Origin of the sequence: Actinomadura miaoliensis, assembly GCF_039536785.1 — a bacterium.
Taxonomy (GTDB): Bacteria; Actinomycetota; Actinomycetes; order Streptosporangiales; family Streptosporangiaceae; genus Spirillospora; species Spirillospora miaoliensis.
Window position 1 is genome coordinate 1 of record NZ_BAAAZG010000001.1, and the last position, 20,541, is coordinate 20,541.

Below are 20,541 nucleotides of genomic sequence, written 5' to 3' on the forward strand. Positions count from 1 at the left end.
TCTGGCTCCGCAGCCTGCCAGCCCTCCCATGATCTGAACTAAGAACAGGCCCTAGTGCCTCGTCAGGCAACGTTGATCTTGTAATCCGTCCACGTCCGGATGACCGAGTCAGGGGCGAAGTGGCGTTTGGGCAGAGCTCGGGCGTTGCGCCAGCGCACGTAGTCACCGATCGCGGTGCCCCACTCGGCGTGGGTGTGGTGGTCGGTGCCGTTGAGCGCGAAGTAGCGCAACGCGGTGAACTCGCACTCGATCCAGTTCAGCCAGGAGGCATAGGTCGGCAGGAACACCAGCTCGACGTCGTTGCCGGCCGCCCACCGGCGGACCTGGGGATGCTTGTGCGGAGAGAAGTTGTCCAGGATCACATACAACTTCTGGGAGGGCCAGCGCTCCCGCAGCACCTTCAGAAACGACAGGAACTCGCGCCGGCGTTTACGGTGACGGATCCGGTAGACCATCTTCCCGGTGACAAGGTCCAGGGCGGCGAGCATGTGCCGCACCCCGCCGTAGCGGTGGAAGGTCGCCCGCTGCCGGGCCGGCTCGTCTTCGGGCCGCCACGTGCGGCCGGAGCGCGGCTGCAGGTTCAACGGGCCGAACTCATCGACGCAGACCACCCGCCCATCGGCCGGCGGGTTGTCGTAAAGGTCCAGCACAGCGGCCATCTTGGCCTGGAAGTCGGGATCATTGGAGGCCTTCCAGGTCTTGGTGGCCTGCCAGCTGATCCCGCCCTCGCGCAGGATCTGCCGGACACTCTCGCGGCTGATCGAGGCGACCACGCCCACGGCCACCAGGTGCTCGGCGAGCTTGGACAGCGACCAGGTCGCAAACGGCAGATCCAGGTCACGGGGGCAGCACCGGGCGATCAGGCAGATCCGGCGACGAACCGCATCACTGATCGTCCTGGGCCTGCCCCCGCTCCATTTTGGGTCCAGCGCCTTGAACCCGACCTCGTTGAAGTCGTGGATCACACCGCGCACGTATTCCGGCGAACAAGCCAGCAGATGCGCGATATCGGGCACCGGCTGCCCCTGCGCCGACATCAGCACCACGATCGCCCCCCGCAGCTTCACCGGCTCCCTGGCCGTCCGCCCGATCCGCTGCAACCGCTGCCCCTCGGCCATCGTCACCGGCCGGACGAACACCTCCGGGGAACGCCCCACCACAGCACCTCCGAGACTCGACTCGGAAGCAGCCTGGGCCACACCCCCCTAAAGATCAATTTCCCGAAGAACGTTCCTGGACGAGGCACTAGCCCCGACGCGACCCGGGCCTCATCGGCCGAGAGCCTAGCGTTCATCGAATCCCGGCCACTGGGCGGCATCTGGGTGCTGGACGCGCTATGACAGCGGCTTCAGATCGGCACGACGATGAAACGGCTGCTCACGGACCGACGACTCGACCCGTCGGCGGAGCGGGTGTTGTTCGCGCTGGTCACCGACCGGGCTCTGGCACCGTCCCCCAAGCTCGCGGCTGGGTGAACGAGGATGTGGTGACCGACGGACTGCCATCAACCCGCGACAATGCCTGTATCGGGCGATGGACTGGCCGCCGTAGATCTCCGCCAAGCTCGAAGAAGAGGCGTTCCACCAGGTCGCTCTCCTGCTGAACCTTCAGGTGGACCTGTTGTTCTTCGCCACGACGAGTACCTATTTCGAGACCGAGGACGCCGACCAAGCCGTCTCTCACGACGAGTTCAGCCAGGTCGTGCCCGCCGAGCAGGCCACCGATGACCACCAGCGGCGGGGTTTCGGTCGTTCGGCAAGTCCAATGATCATCATGACGATCTGCCGCAGATCGTAATCGGGATGGCCGTCACCCGCACCAGCATCTAGCGTATGACCCACGTCGATACGGCGTGAAGGTGAGCCCCGGGTTGCTCTGCTCTGGGTCGCACTCTCGACCGTCACGTCCATGAGCTGCTGCACCTCAAGTACCGTAACTATGGCACGCAGTTCAAGGCGATGATGACCGCCCTCATGCCGAACAGGCGTGAGTTGGAGCAAAGCAGCAGGCACTCGACGGGACGGCCAGCGGAGCGGGGAGGGTGAAGGTTCATGACCACGGTCGTCGAGCACATCCAGAGCACGGATGAGGCGATCTGTCGGAACATCGACTCGCTGACGGATCAGCGCGCCCTACTGTCCCAGAACGTCCTTGCTCAGCTTCGGAACCTGGTCGAAGGCGTCGCCGTCCGTCTGCACACGGGCACGGATGACGCTGAGTACAACTACGCGGCAATCGATCCAGGACTCGATTTCGTCAAGGCCAAGGCCAAGCTGAACTTTCTCGGGAAGTTCCACAAGCTCATCCAGATCAGTGCGTCGCACTACACGCTGGACGGGGACGCCTCCGAGCGCCTGATGCTCAAATACTACGAGTACCTCCTGCGCATCCGCACCCTGCTATGGGACAGCTGCGGGATCGCCGTGCTGGCAAACCTGGAGTCGTTCCCGGTCGATCTCGACCCGTCGCTGCGCGAGTACCACGAGAAGATCGCCGCCCGGATCGAGGCACTGCGTTCGACGGGGTCGGGCAGCGGAGCGCGGCATCGCTACTACATCCATAAGACGCGCCCGTTCCTCGTCGGCGGACGCATCTACTACGAGGTCACCTTCTACCGAGCCGTCAACCAGGTCAGCAAGTTCGACCGCATGATCGCGTTCACCGACATCGACATGACCGATAAGTACTCGGCCATCTTGACGCTCCAGCGTGACTCGATCGACGTCCTCCACCAGACGATGCCGATCACGATCATCGGTGAATGGGAGGTGTCGATCCGACCTTGCGAGTTCGACAACTTCGCGCGCCTCCTGGGCATCACCATTAAAGTCCGGAGCAGTTCCACCGAGTACAGCTACCTGATGCGGGGCCTGACTGTGGGCTCGGGCAGCCTGCTCGATCTCATCAACATGCCCGACGACAAGTACGCGGCGACCAAGGCCGAGGGCACGGTCGGTGTCACCAAGGCGCAAATCTTCCCAGTACTGGACGAGGCACGCCGCATCGTGCGGTCGGCCGCTCCGGGACACAACGTCATCCGCTACCTCATGCTTCGGATGCACAACCAGGTTCTCAGGACGCAGTACAACTGGGAGAGTTGCGGCCGTCTGTCCGGGCTGAACCTGCTCTACGGCTGCATCCCGTTCGACCAGATGCCCTTCTGCACCTCGCTGCCGGGACACAACCCGCGCTACTGGGACCTCGTTGAGAGCCTCGACACGACCGGCCGAAATCACGAGTTGCTCGCTCGGCGAGTGCGAAACAACGTCGACCGCCACGGAATGCTCTACACGCCCGTCTCCGATCTCGAGGAGTTCGGAGACGTCGCCAAGTTGATCGCCACCTACAACGGCTTGCTCTACTACAAGCACACCGAGCGCCAGCTGGTGCAGGACAAGGGCCACGTCTTCATCCGCGGGTACGAAGACGGCACTGTCGCCATCGTCGAGAAGCTCCAGGAGTATGCCTCGTCCGGGCTCGACGGCTACACGGTAGCCGTCGAGCGCTGGCTGGATGAGGCGCCTCGCGGCATCGACGACGAGGCCAAGAGAGACGCGCTCAAGCGCCTGTTCAGCCAGTCGAGGGTGGCCCTGGTCTACGGCGCGGCCGGCACGGGCAAGTCAACGATGGTCGATCACATCGCGAACTACTTCAACGACAAGACCAAGCTCTTCTTGGCTCACACCAACCCGGCGATCGACAACCTCAAGCGCAGGGTCACTGCTCAGTGCTCGACCTTCCGGACGATCAGCAGCCAGATCTACCAGACCGCCTCGGATCTGGAGTACGACCTTCTGGTCATCGACGAGTGCAGCATCGTCAGCAACGCTGACCTGCTCAAGGTGCTGGAGAAGACGTCCTTCAAGTTGCTTGTCCTAGTCGGCGACGTCTACCAGATCGAGTCGATCCGGTTCGGCAACTGGTTCAGCATCATCCGTTCGTTCATCCCAAGCACCTCGGTGTTCGAGCTGACGACGCCGTTCCGAACCACCAGCGAGTCGCTCCTGAGCTTCTGGGGCAAGGTGCGCAACCTCGAGGACGACATCGCCGAGGCCATCGCCCGCAACCACTACTCGACCGTGCTCGACAAGTCTCTGTTCGAGCCTGAGGCACAGGATGAGATCATCCTGTGCCTGAACTACGACGGGTTGTACGGCATCAACAACGTCAACCGCTTCCTCCAGAGCAGCAACCCGAACCCGGCGACGACCTGGCGTGTCTCCACCTACAAGGTCGGCGACCCTGTCCTGTTCCATGAGACCGAGCGGTTTCGGCCGGTGATCTACAACAACCTGAAGGGCCGGATCGTCCACATCGACGACGCCCCAGGTCAGATCCAGTTCGACATCGAACTGGATCGACTGCTCACCGAGATCGACGTCGGCGGCGGAGAGCTCGAGTGGGTGGAGGGCTCGACCGTGCGCTTCTCCGTATACGACCACGACATCAGCGATGAGGACGACGATTCGCTCAACACCTCCGTGCCGTTCCAGGTCGCCTACGCTGTCTCAATCCACAAGGCGCAAGGCCTCGAGTACGACTCAGTGAAGATCGTCATCACCGATGCCAACGAGGACGACATCACACACAGCATCTTCTACACGGCCGTCACTCGGGCGCGCGAGAGCCTCAAGATTTTCTGGACACCAGAGACCCAGCAGTCTGTACTGAAAAATCTTCAGCGGGATAGGAGCACGAAGGACGTATCGCTTCTCTCGAGCCGCCGTGCACTTACACCCGTTGCCAGGTCCCGGCGTTCTTCATGAGCCGACGAGCGCCCAGGCAGGGCACACATGGACACTGGATGGACGAGGAAGCGAGCCTAGGACGGGACGGCCGCGCGTTGTGCACCAAAAGAAACTTCCGCTACTGCCGCGGACGTTGTACAGCTGGGTTCAGGACCCTTGTCCTGGCGTGCCGACGCCGTGCCGCACCACTACCGCGCCACTTAAAGGGTCTTCGCACCAGACCCAAACGCCCATTTGTTGTTCGCGTCCGTGTGACCCCACCACCGAGTTGGAGCAACCTGCCTTCAGTGGTGATGTGCAGGACGTCAGGATGACCGAGGGTGCACATCAGGTCACCAACCAGGTACGCGGCCGCAGAGACGAGCTGCGGGCCATCGCTAGCGAGGCCGTCCAAGGGGGCAGCGCGTTCCGTGATGGGAATCGGGACGGCGCGCGTCAAAGTGACGAGCCGAGAGGGGCCCATCGCTCCGTCCGTGCTGAGCTCAACGCGGCGTCCCTGGGAAGAGTTGCAGGTAGCGGCGCGGATCAGCGCATCGTCGCCGGCGTAGGCGTAGTCCCGGGCGTAGTGAGCGAGGAAGCGCAGGCCGGATAGAACAGTCACCCATCAGCCAGAGTTCGACGAAGCGGCAGGGCAAATCTCTGCCGGGTCTCCTCGCGGAGCTCCCGGTTGAGATCCGGCACCCACAAAGTAAAAACTCCGGCACCGTCTGTGTGGAGCTCCACGGCGACGCCTTCGGCCATCTCGCCGAGCTCGGAATGGACGGCAGCAGGCACCGCGGGCCAGGCATGATGCCCTTCCAGGCGTTGCTGCCGTTGGAGAGCAGCACAGGATCGGTGCGTTCGTGTGCGAGGGAGAAGACGGTGAAGGTGTCCCAAGTGACCACCATGTCGGAGGTCGGGGACAAACGAGACCATGCTCCAGGCACCGTCCTGGTCGCCGAGGAGACGCTGCTGGGCGGTGTACTCAATCGTGTCTGCCCGACCGGCCTGATCTTTCTCGCGGGCGAAGCGGACCCGATAAGCGGAGGCGGTCGTTAGGTTCACGATTCATTACGGCCCGGCCGGAATTAGGGTTTCGATTGGGCTTTGTAGTGTGATCGACTGCGTCGTGGGCAGTAATACCTGCAACCTCAGCAGGCATGCGAGAGTCTGAAGTACTCTTACTGTCGATGGCAGCACACAGCCCCCATGACTACTCTTCTGGCCAGATCGGCATCGATTTCTCCACTGGCCACGACAGCACCACACTTCAGGAGCGCTTCAATCCATTCGTCGCACCGATCGCCGTCGACGCTGGTGCGGTCACGAAAAATTCTCGGGCGCTTGAGATCGCTCGAGCGGTGTACGCAGCTTTCGGAGACCTCGATAGTGGCACTGGACTGACGCGTGGAGAGTTGATCTCGGCATGTGTGCCGCAGTTTTCTGCTGACGAGGTCGGTAGCCGGATCAATGTGTTCATCTCAACGGGCATGCTTCTCTCCAACGACGGCCCCGATCGTCAGCATCAGGTTCGCTACCGTATTAACGACATGAGCGCGGTCGCTCTGCTCGTCTTCGGCCGCCTCGACCGCGAGGGCGGAATTCAGGAGATCGCTCTGCTGCTCAGCCGCACTACCCGCGAGATCGAGGATGGGCTCCTGGACGAGGCCGAGGTCAGCGAGCGAATCACTCAGGCGCGGCATGCTCTAACGATCACCACCGCCAATCTGCTGCGCCTGGTACGCAGTAGAACCATTGAGGAACTCCTCGATAAACGCAGGAGTCAACGAGCCGCCGCCGATCTGCTGAACGAGGCCAAGGCGCTTGTCACGGTCGTCGCGGACCGATTTCACCAGTTGATGGGAGCGGGACAGCGGCTAATCAGGGCCGCCTCCCACTACTGCGAGGCGATCAGCGAGCTTTGGGACCGATTGGTCAGTCTTGCCAGCACCCGCAGAGACTTCTCGATGCTCTCGCCAGAGCAATACCGAACGGCGGCTCAGAGATCGAGCGCGGGCCAGTTGTCCGAGGTTTTCTCCCGGACGGTGTTCGACCCACCAACCCTGACCACTAGCGTCGGGAACTTGATCGACGCCGTCGACCAGTACCGCCCCAGGCCTGCACGGCGTCGGCCTCCACCCTCTACGGCCACCACATCCGACCGCGACCCGATCGAGGAAGCCCAGCAGCGCTCGGAGCGAGCTCGCGCGCGGCGGATCGCCACCATGGAGATCGCGCTCCAGGGGGGTGACGAAGCTGATCTGACCAGCATCATCAGGGCGGCGGGCTGGCCCGCTGCCGTAAAGATCGTCGTCGATGTTCTTCTGGCGTCCGCGGCGCCGGGCAGCCCCCTGACCGCGACGCTCTCCACCGCGATCTTGACCGATCCCGTCGCTGAGGTCACCTATGTCACGCCGATCGAGATAAGCCGTGTTCTTCCCCAGTCTTCCCCGATGGAGCTGACAACCACCGATGACTCTAGAAGATGACCCTGCCTACCTGCTCGCGAAGATGCGCGTGACGAGGACCAGTCCGTTTCCCCGAAGCACGCGAGAGCTGGCCGATATCAAGTTCGCGGCCCTGCGCGTTGGCCAAACGCTGGCGGAAGTCCGCGACGAGTACGGGGCCCGCGCACTGACGGTCTCCTGGCCGGCCACGTCGGATCTACTTGGACAGGAAGCTCACGAACCCCATTTTCGATTGCCGACGTCCAGCCAGTTGTTCGTCCTCGCCGCGTGTATCCGATGGTGCTGGCCCGACCCCAACCAGTCTCTCTACCCGGGCGTTCCCGCCGCGGAGGCGGAAATCCTCGACTCGCTGCAGGCATTCTCGTCCGCTGCCGAGGGCTCCAGCCAACGGACAAGAGGCGCTCACCGCGCTGCGCTACGCCGTCTGACCGCTTGCGGTCTTCTCTCGCGATCTAAGGACAGCGGCGTGATCAGACTAGGTCCAGTCATCGCCCTGTGGCCTGAAGACGACGTTGCTGCCCTGCGCGCTGAGCATCATCGGCTGCCGGGCGGCCCGGAGGCCTGCTGATGCTACCGTCACTAGCCGCGCTCTCAGAGCAACGCCAAGCCCAAGTCCATGCGGCCGTGGCGGCACTCGACCACGCCCGGAGCCCAGTGCCGCCCCACCTCTTGCCCGCACTGGCGGAACCTGCGCTGCGTCGCGTCGTCGAAGATGTCTTGGCCGCCTCAGGCCGCGTCCTGATCACCTGGCCGAACGGCCTGATCTCCGGCTACGACGACGCCATCGCCTTGCGACTCGCCGACGACGGCCTCGGCATCCTTCCCGACACCGACCGTGCTGTTCTTGCATTGATCCTCATTTTCAGCGTGGCCATACCTCGGGCCGAGGGCGAACTTCCCTCCGAAGCACCGTGGACGAACGGTCGGCCGGTCCCCGACGAGCAGTTCCGAGGGTGCGCCGTAAAGGCCATTCAGGTGGAACAATCGGTTCAGCGCCTCACTGACGCTGGTCTCGTACGCCGAGTGCCAGGTAAGGGCCTAGTTCCGGGTGCTCAGTTTTATCGGCTCACCAAGCAAGCGACCACTTTCCTATTCGAGCAACTCATCTTGCTCGCCGAGCCCCACGGCTCGCTGGCCGACTCGATCAGACGTCGGCGCGCCCACCCGTATCGTGCAACGACCTCGGAGGCCTCGCGATGGGCGTAGTCACGAACTCGCAAGAGACCGCAGGCCGCGGCGTAGTCGGCGTCCGCCACCTTGTCGGCCTCCAGACCTTCGACATCGCCCGGCTCACCAATCACGCTGTCCCCATAGTCCCCGGTACCTTCGTAGCGGTCTCAGGAACAGGCCCCCAGGGCGACTCGAACGGATCAGGAAAGACCAGTTTCCTGGCCGCCGTTTCCGTCCTGCTCGCCGATCCGCAGTGGCGGCTGTCGGTGAATGGAGGACGGTACGCCGCAAACCTGCTGTTCAAGCCCGATGCCGCTGGCCTCGATCCTGCTCAGAGATTTCCCCCCGCGCCCTATGGCTACATCGTCGGAGTGTTCGCTCGGTCTGCGGAGCCCGGCCCGGACTCAGTAACGGTCTGGGTCCGCGTCTCCGCAAGTGCCCCCTTTGTCGAGGCTCGCTGGGCGCCGGGACTGCACGTCGCAGATGCCGATAACGAAGCGGAGCGCATCCTTCAGGCCGACGCCCTCTGGCAGCAGAGTGAACCAAAGAAGCCGATCTCCGCCCGAAGGATGGCCGAAGTTCTCTACGGCGACGCGCCACGCTGCCTGACCTACCTGGACACCCAGATGCGACCGCGTGTCCCGTCGCTCCTCAGCCAGCAGATGACCGAGATGGAACCCGAGACCATCGGCGACTCCCTAATCGCGCTCGCGGGCTTGGACGCCGACCTCGCGAGCGAGACCGCTCAACGTGGGAAGTTCCTCCAGCATGAAAGCGAACTCGCCACCGCGGTTAAGAACGACACCGCTGCCCGGGCCGAGGAGGAGGCCGATCTCGCTGGAGTCGCCGCGCGCCAGACCGCAAGAGAGACCATCAAGCAGGCACGGGGATTCTGGCGACGATACCTCGCGTGCAGACTCCACCGGGCCCATGACGAAGATCAACGGCTTGAGGAGAGCACCAAAGCGATCAAGGAACTCCGCGGTGAGGCGGAGAACCAGCGCGACCAACTGAGCGACAGGCTCGCTGAGCTGCGCGTCCCGAAACGTCTCATCGAAGACGAAGAGCAGAAGCGGCGGGAACGGGACCACCTGAAGGCATCACTCGAAGGCGTCCGCGCCGAGCGTGCGACGGTCACAAGTCGCCAGACCCAACTGGCGGAGGAACGGCCACCGCTCCGCTCGATTGCCGCGGGCTGGTCCGGCACCGATGCCGACACCGCCCGGCAGACTGTCACAGGCCGGCAGCATGACCTTGCCCGGGCCAGTGTGAACGCTGAGCGGGCGATGAGCGAGGTCGAGGAAGCCGAGCGTGGCCTGCACTTGGCCGGGGCCGGACTGTCCGGCAATCCTGGAAAGGCGATCCAGATCCTCACTGAGATCGGCATCGAGGGCATCGCTGTCCTTGACGTCGTCGAACCCGCCCCCGAGTCCCGTGACGCATGGGAGGCCCGGCTGTGGCCGTGGCGCGACGCCGTCGCCGTACCTGGGGAACGTCTCGCCGATGCCGCCGGCTATCTCACATCCCGGCTGCCAGGAACCCAGCTCGTCGGCGTGCCATCAGATCCGCAGGGCCGGGCCCTTTCAGCCCGCGGCCAGGAGGCCGTCGAGGACTTCCTCACCAACCTCGATCAGCAGACGGACCCGTCCCCGAGCGGCATCGGCTTTCCCAGCCTGAACGCCGTTGTCGTCAGTGGCTTCGACCCACCCATCGCGGGGCGGGACACCCGCGTCAAAGCGGCAGAAGGCCGGCTGTCTGCCGCTCGAGAATCTCTGACGGAGGCCCAACGGGCCGTCGCCGTTGAAGAAAACCGCCTCAAGCTCGCTGAAACCGATCTCGAGGCGGCACTAGCGGCGGCACGTCTGGCGAAAATCTCCGCTGAGGAAAGGGAGCTGGACACGAAGTTGGTCGAGATCGACGACCGGTTGGGCGCCCTCTCCGAACGTGAGGAACCAGCGGAAGCGGCCTGGGAAGAAGCGCGCTTAGCCGTTAAGTCGATCGAGGCCGACTTCAAGACCACTCAGGTACTCCTCGACTCCGCGAAGGAGGAAGTCACTCGTCAGCGCAGAGCCCTAGAAGGAGTTGAGAGACAACGTGAGGTTCTGGCGGTCAACGTCTGGCTTCGGCTCTGGGGCCAAGGCATCGAAGCCGCAACGGAAGTCGCGGCAGCCGAGCCGACCACGACCGTGGACCGTCCCGAGAGCCTGAAGCGCCGCGCCTCAGAACTCCTCAAAGAGGCGCTGAGAATCTTCGGTGTCGAGTCCGATCGTGACGACCTGGCCCCTGACCTGGGCGAGGCCGCAGCACTCAGAGAACGGTTCTCCGACGAGACTGACGCCCGAGGACCATCCGTGATCTTCGATGACGTGAGCGCGCCGCTCCTTGCCAGAATCGCCGGAGCAGCCGACAACGACCAAGTGATCACCACGCGCGTCAGTGAGCAGCGCAGAATCCGCCAGGAACTCATCGACGAACTGGAAGTCGAAGCCGAGACGAGCGCGGAAGTACTCAAACGCCTCCAGGAGATGCTGGAGCGCCACATCGAAAGGGTCCTCACGCTGATCAGCAAGGCCTACAACCGCCTCGACCACCAGCGCGGCGGTTCTGGCGCGCTTTTGGACTTCACTAGTGTCCGCCCAGAAGGTGCTGGTGAATGGCGATGGCAGGTGACCCCGCGCTGGCGTCGCTCCCGTACCGGCCCGCCGATCTCCTACCGTGAGACAGCCAATAGCGCGCAGGTGAAGGTGCAGGCAATCCAGCTCGTCCTCGCCGCGATGCTCGCCGACAGCGACCCCCACGGCCGCGTGCTGGTCCTCGATGAACTCGGCAACAGCCTAGGCGAGGTCAATCGACGCGATACCTTGGCGGCTCTCAGTAAGGTTGCCGAAGAGCAGCAGGTAACGATACTCGGCACCTGCCAGGACAGTGTCCTGACCGACGCCGCCGACTATTGCGGCGAACTTCTCTGGTTCGAGCACACCACCACTTCGGAGACCTATAACCAACCAACTCGCGCTTGGGGGTCCGACCACAACGGCGCCCGCGCCGCACTCACCGCAGATTGGATCAGGCATGGACGACCGCCGTTCTGAGTCCTCAGCGCCACTTCGTCGAGGCGTGCCACTGCTGGTTAGCACGGACCAGGGTCGCGCCGAGATCTACCTCCGCGATATCCCCGAAGGCACGAAAGCAGTGACCGTCCCGCGAAGCGGAGTCGACGGTCCGCGTGTACCTCTGGACAGGAAACGGCGTATCAACCCGGCCGAGGTGGACCTAGTCGCCAAGGCGCCAGTCCCGGCTTTCGCCCCACCACCCGAGCTGACACGAACCGAGCTGATCAAGGTTCTCCGAACAAAAGCGTTCCGTCAGTGGAGTTCGACTCAGAAGGACTTCGGTGAACGTGCATGGGACATCATGACAGCGCTCGTCCGGGCTGGCGGCATCGCCCTCCGCTGCGACGTTGTCAATGGACTCGACTACGTGCCGAAGTCTTGGCGGCTGACCCAGCCCTGGGCCGATCTCGCCGAAGACCAGCTGGACGAACTCCTCGGCAGAGCCGACCCGGACATTGTCCGCGCAGAGTTGGCTCGACTCATGGAAGCGGTACCGGAGCTCGCGCACGAATGCGGATTGTTGCTCGCCTTCCCCGAAGGATCGAGACTCGCCGTGCCAGCCGCTTCCTGCACTGGAACCGATCGATGGACCGTCTACGATGCCGCAGTGCGCGCGGCATCCGTTTGGTGGCCGCGTACCGCCTCGGGTGAACGTATGACAGCCAAGGAACTCGCGGCCGTGGCATTGCGGGGCTCCAAGAACTGGAGCACAGCCCGCATGCAAGCCTTCGCTAACCTCATCGGCACCCCCTTCGACCTAGCCGTCGATCAGAGCGACACCGAAGTACGCCTGCGAGGGCCACTGGTGTGGAGCGTCGGCGGCGTTGCAGCAGACGCAACACGCGGACGCCCCTGGATCAGTCTGCCCGCCAATGGCGTCCAGTTGCTCGGAGTGGTCGAGTGCGACGCCATAGGCATCTTTCTTATTGAAAACGAAGACACCTTCGAACGGATCTGCACGAAGACCGACTTGAGCAGGGATTGGCTATTAATCTGGGGCCAGGGCTACGCGAGCACGGCACTGGCCTCCCTACTGCGCTCCTTCCAGGATCTACCCCTCGCCGCCTGGTGCGATCTTGACGCCCATGGCATCCAGATCCTGACCGACTTAACAGACCGGGTAGGTCGCCCCATCCGCCCCGTGGCCATGGAACCAAGCCTCTTCGAAAGAGGTGTCAAATACATACAGAAGCCCGAGAAGCAAAATGCCAATCTACAACTAGCCGAACGTCTGACTAGCACCGCCCCCGTCCCTCTACGTCCCTTGGCAGCGGCGATCGTCCAGGCCAAGGGCGCGGGCTGCGAACAAGAATCCCTCTACCCGCACGTCATCCCCCATCTCCGCACACTTCTTCTCGAAACTCATAGCTAGAAATTTTCTAAACCACCATGGGGCTCTTGATGAGGTGCCAAGAGACGGCAGTAGATGCATCACACGGGCAGTTAGGGGTTGCCTTCCTTATTGAGAGAACGTTCGTAATCGGCGATTTCCTATGCGTCATCGTGATCGTCGCGAACGTACTCTCATGCCGCGCACAGTGCGAGGTGTCCCGCGCCTCCCGCGCCCTGGAGCAAGCGGCGAGACGATGATCAAGTCGGGGGATGAGCGTTGAGCCAGGCTGCAGCCCGGCGGGCCGAGGCGCGTGACAACCACGCGCCCGGAACGATCTCTGCCAGGTCGTTCCGGGTGAGCTCACCGATACGGCTGGCCCGCAGCAGCACAGACAGGTGGCCGTCGAAATGCACGGTGGTGAAGTACGCCGCCGCGATCGATCAGCTCAGGCAGCTGGTGGCGAAGGGGGAGGCGCTCGCCGGCACCGGCGATCCGGCCGCCCTCTTCACGCTGCTGTCCCGAATGATGGCTTCGGCGCGGAGAACACAGCGGTGAAGAGCGCGCTCACAGCCGCCGATTTCGACTTGCGCACCGCCGCCCCGAACGTCGCGGCAGACCTCACGCGCCAGGTCGCGAGCCTGCTCGATCGCGTCCATTCCGGCGGAATCATACGCCATGACCTCACTGTCGATGAGGTGATGGCACTCGTTGCCAGCCTTCGCCGCAATCCGCCACGCCGACGCGGAGACCAGCCGCGAGCGCTCGGCCCACATCGCCCAGATTATCCTCGACGGGCTACGCCCCCAGCCCCGATAGCAAGGTCCGCGGGTGGTCGGCAGGCTCCGCTGGCTTCCGCCAACAACGCTGCTCCGGGGGATCACGAATTCAAAGACAGTCACTACTGAGCTTTTCGTTAGTTGTGTGGAGTTGGAGGATGGATTTTCAGGCCGGTGTGGGCCAGGAAGGACCATGCGAGTTGTTCGTCCTGGCAGATGCGATGGATCCCGGCCTCGGCAGCGTCGGCGACGTCGGCGAGGTGGTCGCCGGCCAGGTTGGCCAGTTCGCATGCCTTGATGCTCGACCACAGCATCTCGACCGGGTTGAGTTCGGGGGCGTAGGCGGGCAGCCGCTCCAGGGTGAGCCAGTCCTGCCCGGCTGCCCATGCCCGCATTTCCCGGCTCCAGTGCGCCGACAACCCGTCCCAGATCAGCACCACGCGTTCACCCTGGTAAAACGCCTTGAGCTGGGTGAGCACCTCGATCAGCGCAGCGGTGTCATAGGTGCCGGGCCGCAACTGAAAGCACAACCGCGCACCTCGACCGGTGTCGGCGGCGTGGTAGCCCAGCGCGGCGGCCATGGAAGCGCGTTTCCAGTTCAGGCGGTGGCGCAAGGCGGGAGTGCGGCCGCAGGGAGCATAGGTGCGCCGCACCTGCGGCAGCAGCGAAACACCCGATTCGTCAACGAACACGATCCATGCCCGTTTTTCTACGGCCCCCTTTTGATGCGCGGCCACTCGTGCGTCACCCACCGGGCGATCTCGGCGTCGTCACGCTCGACGGCTCTGCGCTGCGGGCGCTGCAGGCTCCAGCCCAGACGGGCGGCCGGCAGCCGCCACACCGAGGCCCGCGACAGCCGCACCCCGCACACGCGCTCGACCACCTGCCCGACCCGCTCCAGCGTCCACAGGTCGGCTTCGAAGCCGTGGGCCTGGGCGCCCTGCTCCAACGCGGCACGCACCTGCTCGACCTGCGCGTCATCGAGCTTGGCGGAACGGCCGGTGGCCGGGCGGCGCCGCAGCGCCGCCACCCCGCCCGCCTCCATGCGCCGCTTCCAGCGCCGCACACTCTCAGCCGACACGCCCAGCATCCGGGCCACCTCAGCCTGGGAGCGGCCCTGCTCGAGCAGTTCGGCCGCACGCATCCGCCGCGCCTCGGCCAGCTGAGGGCGGGGCAACGGCGGGACGCCCTCTTCCTGGTTGTCAGACTCGGCCTTGGGGGGCATCGCGATACTGACAAACTCCACCTCTCCACACCCACAGAACTCACGAAAAGCTCAGTAGGAAGTGTCGTCAAAGTGTCATAGCCACATGAGTAGGGCGGCCAGGGTGACGGCGGCCTGGTAGGAGCGGGCGGTCTTGCAGTAGCGGGTGGCGATGCCGCGCCACTGCTTGAGCCGGTTGGAGCAGCGTTCGACGACGTTGCGCAGCCGGTAGACGCCCTTGTCGAAGGCGGGTGCGCGGCCGCAGCGGGCCCGGTTGCGGATCCGGGTCGGCGTGTTGGGGAATGGTGGCGTCGATCCCGCGTTCGCGCAGCCGGGCACGGATGGCCTTGGCGCTGTATCCCTTGTCCGCGATGAGGTGATCGGGCCGCACGCGAGGGCGGCCCGGCCCAAGCCGCGGGACCCGGATCGCCGCCATCACGGCCGTGAACTGCGTGCAGTCGTTGACGTTGCCGCCGGTCACCACGAACCCAGTGGGCGCCCTTCGCCGTCGCAGGCCAGATGGATCTTGGTGGTTAGCCCGCCCCGGGACCGGCCGAGCGCCTGGCGCCTCCTTTTCGGGCGCCGGCGGCGTGCTGGTGGGTGCGCACGATGGTGGAGTCCACCGACACCAGCCAGTCGATGTCCCCGGCGGCGTCGGCGTGGGCCTGGGCGGCCTGCAGCATCCGCGTGAACGTCCCGTCGGCGGCCCACCGGCGGAAGCGGGTGTGCAGCGACCGCCACGACCCGTACCGCTCGGGCACATCCCGCCAGGCCACCCCGGAGCGGAACTTGAACACGATCCCGTTCACAACCCGCCGGTCATCAGCCCGCGGACGCCCCATCCGCTGCCTGGGCAGCAACGGCTCCAGCACCGCCCACTCGGCATCGGACAGCTCATGACGACGCACCACGTGCTACATGATCCACACACAACCACCAGCACGCCGCCACTTTGACGACACTGCCTACTGGCCGACCGAAATGCCGATTAGTGAAGGGGTAGATTTACTCGGAGAGTGTTCGACTGCCACTGTTGCCGCCATCTGAGATCGTCGAGGGCAGTGTTCTCGGCGAAACCGCTCGCGCTGGCGGAAGGCTGGCGTAACGTTGAGTGACGCGTGGACCGAGTAGCGAGGTGCATCTGTCCGTTCGCGTGCCATGGCATGACTCTGGGTGGGACGGTTCCGTGTGCCGAGACCCCCTGAGCAACGCCTCCTGCATCCTCCTTCAAACCGTGAGCGAGCGCCGTGAGGACGACTACGAAGTTTCTCATGCCGGCAAGTCCCTAACGGATGTCGAGGCTCATCGCATCGGCTGCATCGCCGAGCGGGGCACGTTCCTCAGCCCAGATCCGTATGTTGTGCAGCGAAAACACCCTTATGAGTTCAATGCCGCGCTACGTGGGCGACTCAAGGCGGTAGACCAAGTCGTCCCTGCCTACGGGGTCCATGCAACACCCTACTTTTGGCTCAACCGCGACAACCTCACCGCGGTACTGAGGGACTTCGATGTCGCCTATGAGGCCGAGCGCGAAGAAGCGGTCGACGAAGCACTGGGCTTCTCTCCGGAGTGGGTCATCCATGGTGACAACCAGCAGGCGCTGATCGAGCGGTTCTTCGCCGACGTGAGCGCCACCGGCGGTTCCCTGATCTTCTTCTATGCCAAGCATTCGCCCTTGGACGGCTCCCGCACCGACGGACCACTGCTCGTGGGGGCCGCGAGCATCACCGACCTCGAACTACCGGGCTATTGGCCCACGGACGGAGCAACCGCCTTTCCCAACTACATGTGGGAAACGACGGTACGGCACTCGCTCCGCCCGGAAGGCCATGGCGGCATCCTCTTGCCCGTGGCGGAGCTCGCCCGCCGTGACGCCGAGGGGGAGGACGTCGCCGACGCCCTCGCATGGGCACCGGCGACCGGTGGGCGGGAGTTCGCCTACGTGACCGAGCATGTGTCCCACGACCGCGCTATCTCCGCGCTGGAACGTCTGTTCACTGCTGCCATGCGATGCCGGGAACTCGGCATCGAGGTTCCGCAACGATCTCTCGACTGGGTGAGCGAGCGCATCGGTGAGATGTGGACGATGCGGGGCCCAGCGCCCGGCCTCGGTGCCGTCCTCAGCGCGCTAACCGTCCCCTACGGACAGGTCGTCGCCCGCGTAATCGCCCGGCATACACCCGAGGACACCGATCCGTGGGACGTGTTCCAGGCGGCCGTTGAGAACCCCAGCGCCATTCCCGAGGTCAGAGAGTGGATTCCGCAGACCCTCACGCTGGTATGGCGACAGCTGGACGACGAGCGGATAAGCGCACTCAAGTTGCTCTCGAGATTCCAGTTGACCAGCGAGCAGGCAGCCGCCCTGTTCACACGAGACACCGAGCTGGAGTTCGAGTTCAGGGATCTGCTGGAAGACCCGTACCTTGCACACATCTGCACCGCGAATGGGCGGACACCGGTGCCGTTCGACGTCGTGGACCGCGGCTGCTTTCCCAGCGCTGCCATCCGCGCCCGGTTCCCTGTCAGTGAGTCCTCGGCCATGACGGATAGATCTGACGAACGGCGGATTCAGGCGTTGCTCGTTGACCTGTTGGAACGCCGTGCCGCCAAAGGTGACACGCTGCTTCCGCTGCCCGACGCGCTGGACTCTGTGAAGGAGATGCCGCTCACCGAGGAATGCCCGGTCACAGAGCCGATCCTCAGTGCTCACGGGCTGCACCCGGACCAGCTGCCCTATGACCCCGACAACCCCTTCTGGCCGCCGATCGTCGGAACCAAGCTTCAGGATGGTACCCCGGCGTTCAAGCTCTCCCGTCTCGAGAGCGTTGCGCGACTGATCAGGGACACAGTGAAGAGCCGATTGGCTCAGCCCCGCATGGTGGTACCAGACGGTCTTGAGAACGTATTGGACGACGTCCTACCCGACCACAGCCCCGACAGTGCCGACGACGAAGACGCCGAGGCACGTGCCCGCCGAGAGAAGAAGGCGGCTCTCGCGGAGATGTACGCCGCGCCGCTGAGCGTTCTCAACGGCCGGGCCGGAACCGGGAAGACGACCCTGATCAAGGCGCTAGTGGCGCAGAAGGAGGTCAGGGACCGAGGCGTGCTGCTCCTTGCGCCTACGGGGAAGGCCAGGGTGCAACTCCAGACGAAGGTAGAGCACCCCGCTCAGACTATCGCCCAGTTCCTCAGCAAGCACGGGAGATATGACGCGAAGACGGGAACATACCTCGTCAAAGACAGGCCCATAGCGCCGCGTTACGGCACGGTCGTCGTCGACGAATCCTCCATGCTCACCGAAGAGCAGTTCGCCTCCCTGCTCAGCGCGCTCGGATCGCCGGACCGGCTCATCCTCGTAGGCGACCCCCGGCAGCTACCGCCGATCGGCGCCGGACGCCCGTTCGTGGACTTGATCACAAAGCTCACCGAAGACGCGGACGTCCCACGGTTCCCCAAGGTGGGCGAAGGCTACGCAGAACTCACGGAACTGCGTCGACAGAAGGGCGGAGAGGTCCGGGACGACCTAAAACTCGCCGCCTGGTTCTCCGGCGACGAACTGCCCCAGGGATATGAGGAGGTGTGGCACCGCCTGCGCGCCGGCACGGAGATGGAGACCCTGGCTGCCGTACCGTGGGATTCCCTACGACCGACAGAGGTCGTCGACAGGACCCTCGCCTCCGAACTTGGCGTGTCGCCGGGCGCCCCATCGGCATTCGAGAGATCCTATGGGGGCCGCCTGAACGGCAAGTGGGTCACCTTCCCGAAGGGGAAGGGCGGCGCCGCCGAGTCGTCGGAGAATTGGCAGATCCTCTCGCCCGTCCGGGGTCATGCCTGGGGCACGACCGAAGTGAATCGCCACCTGAAGCGGAAGCACCGGTCGCGTGCCCTCCAAGAGGCCCTGCTGCCGAACTGGAAGCGCACCACGCCGAAGCCCATCGGGCCAGAGCAGATCGTCCTCGGCGACAAGGTGCTCAACAACGTCAACGGCCGGTGCAAGCCATACCCGCCGGAGTCGGGCCTCGGCTACGTTGCCAACGGCGAGATCGGCGTGGTCGTGGGCCAGGTCGGAAAGCAGGGCACACAGCCGCGCTGGACAAACGTCGAGTTCTCGTCGCAGCTCGGCGCGACGTACGGATATCGAGGGGAGGGCGATGACAATCCGACCCTTGAACTCGCCTGGGCCATCACGATCCACAAATCGCAGGGGTCGGAGTTCGGGAAGGTGTTCGTGCTGCTTCCCCGGGCGACGCGCAGCCTCTCCCGCGAGATGCTCTACACCGCCCTGACTCGGCAGAAGGACCGCGTCGTCCTGATGCACGAGGGACCACTGGACGACTTGCTCGACTTGAGCATCTCCACAGGTTCAGAGACCGCACGCCGGCTGACGGACCTGTTCTTCCCTCCGGACCCGTTGCCGGTCCAGTTCCCAGACGGCACGCCCACGGGACGTCTGGACCGGCGACTGATACACGCTGCGGCCAACGGTGTCCTCGTTCGCAGCAAGAATGAGGTCATCGTCGCGAACATCCTCGAAAAGCTGGTGCCGGGAAGGTGGCAGTACGAGCACCCGCTGACGCTGAACGGTAAGACTCTTCGCCCAGACTTCACCATCGTCGCCCCGGACGGCAGGACCCTGTATTGGGAGCATCTCGGCATGCTCCAGAAGGAGAGCTACCGGGAGTCCTGGCAGCGCAAGGAAGACTGGTACCGCTCTGGGGGAGTCCTGCCGCACGAGGAAGGCGGCGGGCCTCAAGGCACCCTTATCTGCACCAACGATCTGAACGGTGTGGATGTCGATGGCTGGACGGAGCAGGCCCGCGCGGCGATCGGCCCGATCGCACCTCCGGTGCCCATCCCCACGAAGAAGAAGGTCGTGAGGCGAAAGAAGCCGGACTGACCAGGTGAGCTCATGAGGGGGTAGGGATGACCTGGCCGTTCCCTCGTAGCGTGGGGACATGAATCAGAGATGATCGCGGTGAGTTCATCGAGTCCTGCAGAATCGGGCGGCCCGAATGCGATCGCCCTGCGGGCCTGGGTTCTCGCAGTCCTGGTTCTACAACCAAATCAATCACGGGCCGACTGCGCGCGAGCGGCGGAGTGGCCGCCTGGAGGCGGAGATCTAAGGTAGTTCGACGAGCGCAAGTACCGCAAACCTCGCGAAGAAGTCGAGCAAGTCGCGGCCCGCCGCCTTTCGGGTTCAGTCACGCAGCTGCGCCTTTTAAAATAGCCACAAAAGATGAAGACTCACGTACGAGCGATAAGCGAAACAGGTACGCCACTTCTTACCGCTCAGCGTCTACACGAAGTCCTTTTCGGATAAGAAAATCGAAAAAATCAGCAAAGGATGGGGTAACACTTTCGTTCTCGTGATCCAGAAAGTGGACTTCAGCTGAGCAGATATGGCCAGCAACCGAGAACCCCCACCAGTCACCAGTGCCGACTGGAGCGATGGCCACGAAGCCTACTGCACGAATCTTCCCCTTGTTCACCGTGATCAGATCATCCACGCGACCGTCTGGCGAGACAACAGGAAGCAGATCCACGAACATGAAGACACCACCCCCATGCCGCCGCATGAACTCCTTGTACTTCGCGGGGAGTTGGACTCCAAGCTCGGACTCGACCCGCTGGAGCTCCGAATCGGTCGCACGCCAGGAGTCGAAGATCTGAATCTCCTCGGGATAGTTCCTCCCAAGTCGTTGAGTACTTGCGGCCTGCAATATCTCCTCGAACTCTCCGAACTCCATGAC

Annotated in this window: 15 protein-coding genes and 1 pseudogene; 10 read left to right on the forward strand and 6 right to left on the reverse strand. The window is 64.0% G+C overall.

The features are described from left to right. Positions 1-62: 62 nt before the first annotated feature. Both ABD811_RS00005 and ABD811_RS00010 read right to left on the reverse strand, forming a co-directional pair. Entirely contained in the window at positions 63-1,118 is a 1,056-nt protein-coding gene (locus tag ABD811_RS00005; RefSeq protein ID WP_344941019.1) for an IS630 family transposase, read from the reverse strand. 561 nt (positions 1,119-1,679) lie between these two features. Next, the gene (locus ABD811_RS00010; RefSeq protein WP_344938890.1) at positions 1,680-1,922 is read right to left on the reverse strand and encodes a hypothetical protein; all 243 of its coding nucleotides are present in this window, start codon (positions 1,920-1,922) and stop codon (positions 1,680-1,682) included. Between ABD811_RS00010 and ABD811_RS44120 the strand changes: the two genes are divergently transcribed. From ABD811_RS44120 to ABD811_RS43750, 9 genes are all read left to right on the forward strand, one after another. After that, complete coding sequence (locus ABD811_RS44120; protein WP_486303618.1) at positions 1,917-2,045, forward strand: hypothetical protein; 129 nt, start codon at positions 1,917-1,919, stop codon at positions 2,043-2,045. The genes ABD811_RS00010 and ABD811_RS44120 overlap by 6 nt on opposite strands. 6 nt (positions 2,046-2,051) lie before the next feature. Beyond that, a complete protein-coding gene (locus tag ABD811_RS00015; protein ID WP_344938894.1) occupies positions 2,052-4,766 on the forward strand; it encodes an ATP-dependent DNA helicase in 2,715 nt (904 codons plus the stop codon). A 693-nt stretch (positions 4,767-5,459) separates the two neighbouring features. Continuing rightward, positions 5,460-5,786 (forward strand): hypothetical protein, encoded by a 327-nt coding sequence (locus ABD811_RS00020; protein WP_344938897.1) that lies wholly within the window; start codon positions 5,460-5,462, stop codon positions 5,784-5,786. Between the two features lie 131 nt (positions 5,787-5,917). Beyond that, positions 5,918-7,216, forward strand: a complete 1,299-nt coding sequence (locus ABD811_RS00025) for a hypothetical protein (RefSeq protein ID WP_344938899.1) — start codon at positions 5,918-5,920, stop codon at positions 7,214-7,216. After that, complete coding sequence (locus tag ABD811_RS00030; protein WP_344938903.1) at positions 7,200-7,763, forward strand: hypothetical protein; 564 nt, start codon at positions 7,200-7,202, stop codon at positions 7,761-7,763. Before ABD811_RS00025 ends, ABD811_RS00030 begins: the two co-directional genes overlap by 17 nt. Before the next feature lie 101 nt (positions 7,764-7,864). Beyond that, the gene (locus ABD811_RS00035) at positions 7,865-8,401 is read left to right on the forward strand and encodes a hypothetical protein (protein WP_344938906.1); all 537 of its coding nucleotides are present in this window, start codon (positions 7,865-7,867) and stop codon (positions 8,399-8,401) included. Continuing rightward, positions 8,392-11,457, forward strand: coding sequence for a coiled-coil domain-containing protein (locus ABD811_RS00040; RefSeq protein ID WP_344938909.1), 3,066 nt, complete (start codon positions 8,392-8,394; stop codon positions 11,455-11,457). Before ABD811_RS00035 ends, ABD811_RS00040 begins: the two co-directional genes overlap by 10 nt. 25 nt (positions 11,458-11,482) lie before the next feature. Further along, positions 11,483-12,850: a Wadjet anti-phage system protein JetD domain-containing protein gene (locus ABD811_RS00045; RefSeq protein WP_344938913.1), complete on the forward strand. Its 1,368-nt coding sequence runs from the start codon at positions 11,483-11,485 to the stop codon at positions 12,848-12,850. Positions 12,851-13,218: 368 nt separating this feature from the next. Continuing rightward, entirely contained in the window at positions 13,219-13,716 is a 498-nt protein-coding gene (locus ABD811_RS43750; RefSeq protein ID WP_425549356.1) for an SbtR family transcriptional regulator, read from the forward strand. Between the two features lie 8 nt (positions 13,717-13,724). On the opposite strand, the gene ABD811_RS00055 is transcribed toward ABD811_RS43750, so the two are convergent. The 3 genes and pseudogenes from ABD811_RS00055 to ABD811_RS00065 form a co-directional block, all read right to left on the reverse strand. After that, positions 13,725-14,324 (reverse strand): transposase, encoded by a 600-nt coding sequence (locus ABD811_RS00055; RefSeq protein ID WP_344938919.1) that lies wholly within the window; start codon positions 14,322-14,324, stop codon positions 13,725-13,727. Beyond that, positions 14,297-14,833 (reverse strand): winged helix-turn-helix domain-containing protein, encoded by a 537-nt coding sequence (locus ABD811_RS00060; RefSeq protein ID WP_344938922.1) that lies wholly within the window; start codon positions 14,831-14,833, stop codon positions 14,297-14,299. The genes ABD811_RS00055 and ABD811_RS00060 overlap by 28 nt, the downstream gene beginning before the upstream one ends. 54 nt (positions 14,834-14,887) lie before the next feature. Then, a pseudogene (locus ABD811_RS00065) lies at positions 14,888-15,702 on the reverse strand (IS5 family transposase). A 323-nt stretch (positions 15,703-16,025) separates the two neighbouring features. Between ABD811_RS00065 and ABD811_RS00070 the strand changes: the two are divergent. Further along, positions 16,026-19,688, forward strand: coding sequence for an AAA family ATPase (locus ABD811_RS00070; RefSeq protein ID WP_344938925.1), 3,663 nt, complete (start codon positions 16,026-16,028; stop codon positions 19,686-19,688). Positions 19,689-20,073: 385 nt separating this feature from the next. Here the strand turns inward: ABD811_RS00070 and ABD811_RS00075 are convergent, their stop codons facing one another. Continuing rightward, entirely contained in the window at positions 20,074-20,538 is a 465-nt protein-coding gene (locus ABD811_RS00075; protein ID WP_344938928.1) for an SMI1/KNR4 family protein, read from the reverse strand. Positions 20,539-20,541 lie beyond the last annotated feature (3 nt).

Excerpts from the sequence above, each read along its gene's own strand:
- ABD811_RS00005 (WP_344941019.1), bottom strand. The coding sequence starts at position 1,118 with ATGGCCGAGGGGCAGCGGTTGCAGCGGATCGGGCGGACGGCCAGGGAG.
- ABD811_RS00015 (WP_344938894.1), top strand. The coding sequence starts at position 2,052 with ATGACCACGGTCGTCGAGCACATCCAGAGCACGGATGAGGCGATCTGT.
- ABD811_RS00025 (WP_344938899.1), top strand. The coding sequence starts at position 5,918 with ATGGCAGCACACAGCCCCCATGACTACTCTTCTGGCCAGATCGGCATC.
- ABD811_RS00030 (WP_344938903.1), top strand. The coding sequence starts at position 7,200 with ATGACTCTAGAAGATGACCCTGCCTACCTGCTCGCGAAGATGCGCGTG.
- ABD811_RS00040 (WP_344938909.1), top strand. The coding sequence starts at position 8,392 with ATGGGCGTAGTCACGAACTCGCAAGAGACCGCAGGCCGCGGCGTAGTC.
- ABD811_RS43750 (WP_425549356.1), top strand. The coding sequence starts at position 13,219 with ATGCACGGTGGTGAAGTACGCCGCCGCGATCGATCAGCTCAGGCAGCT.
- ABD811_RS00075 (WP_344938928.1), bottom strand. The coding sequence starts at position 20,538 with ATGGAGTTCGGAGAGTTCGAGGAGATATTGCAGGCCGCAAGTACTCAA.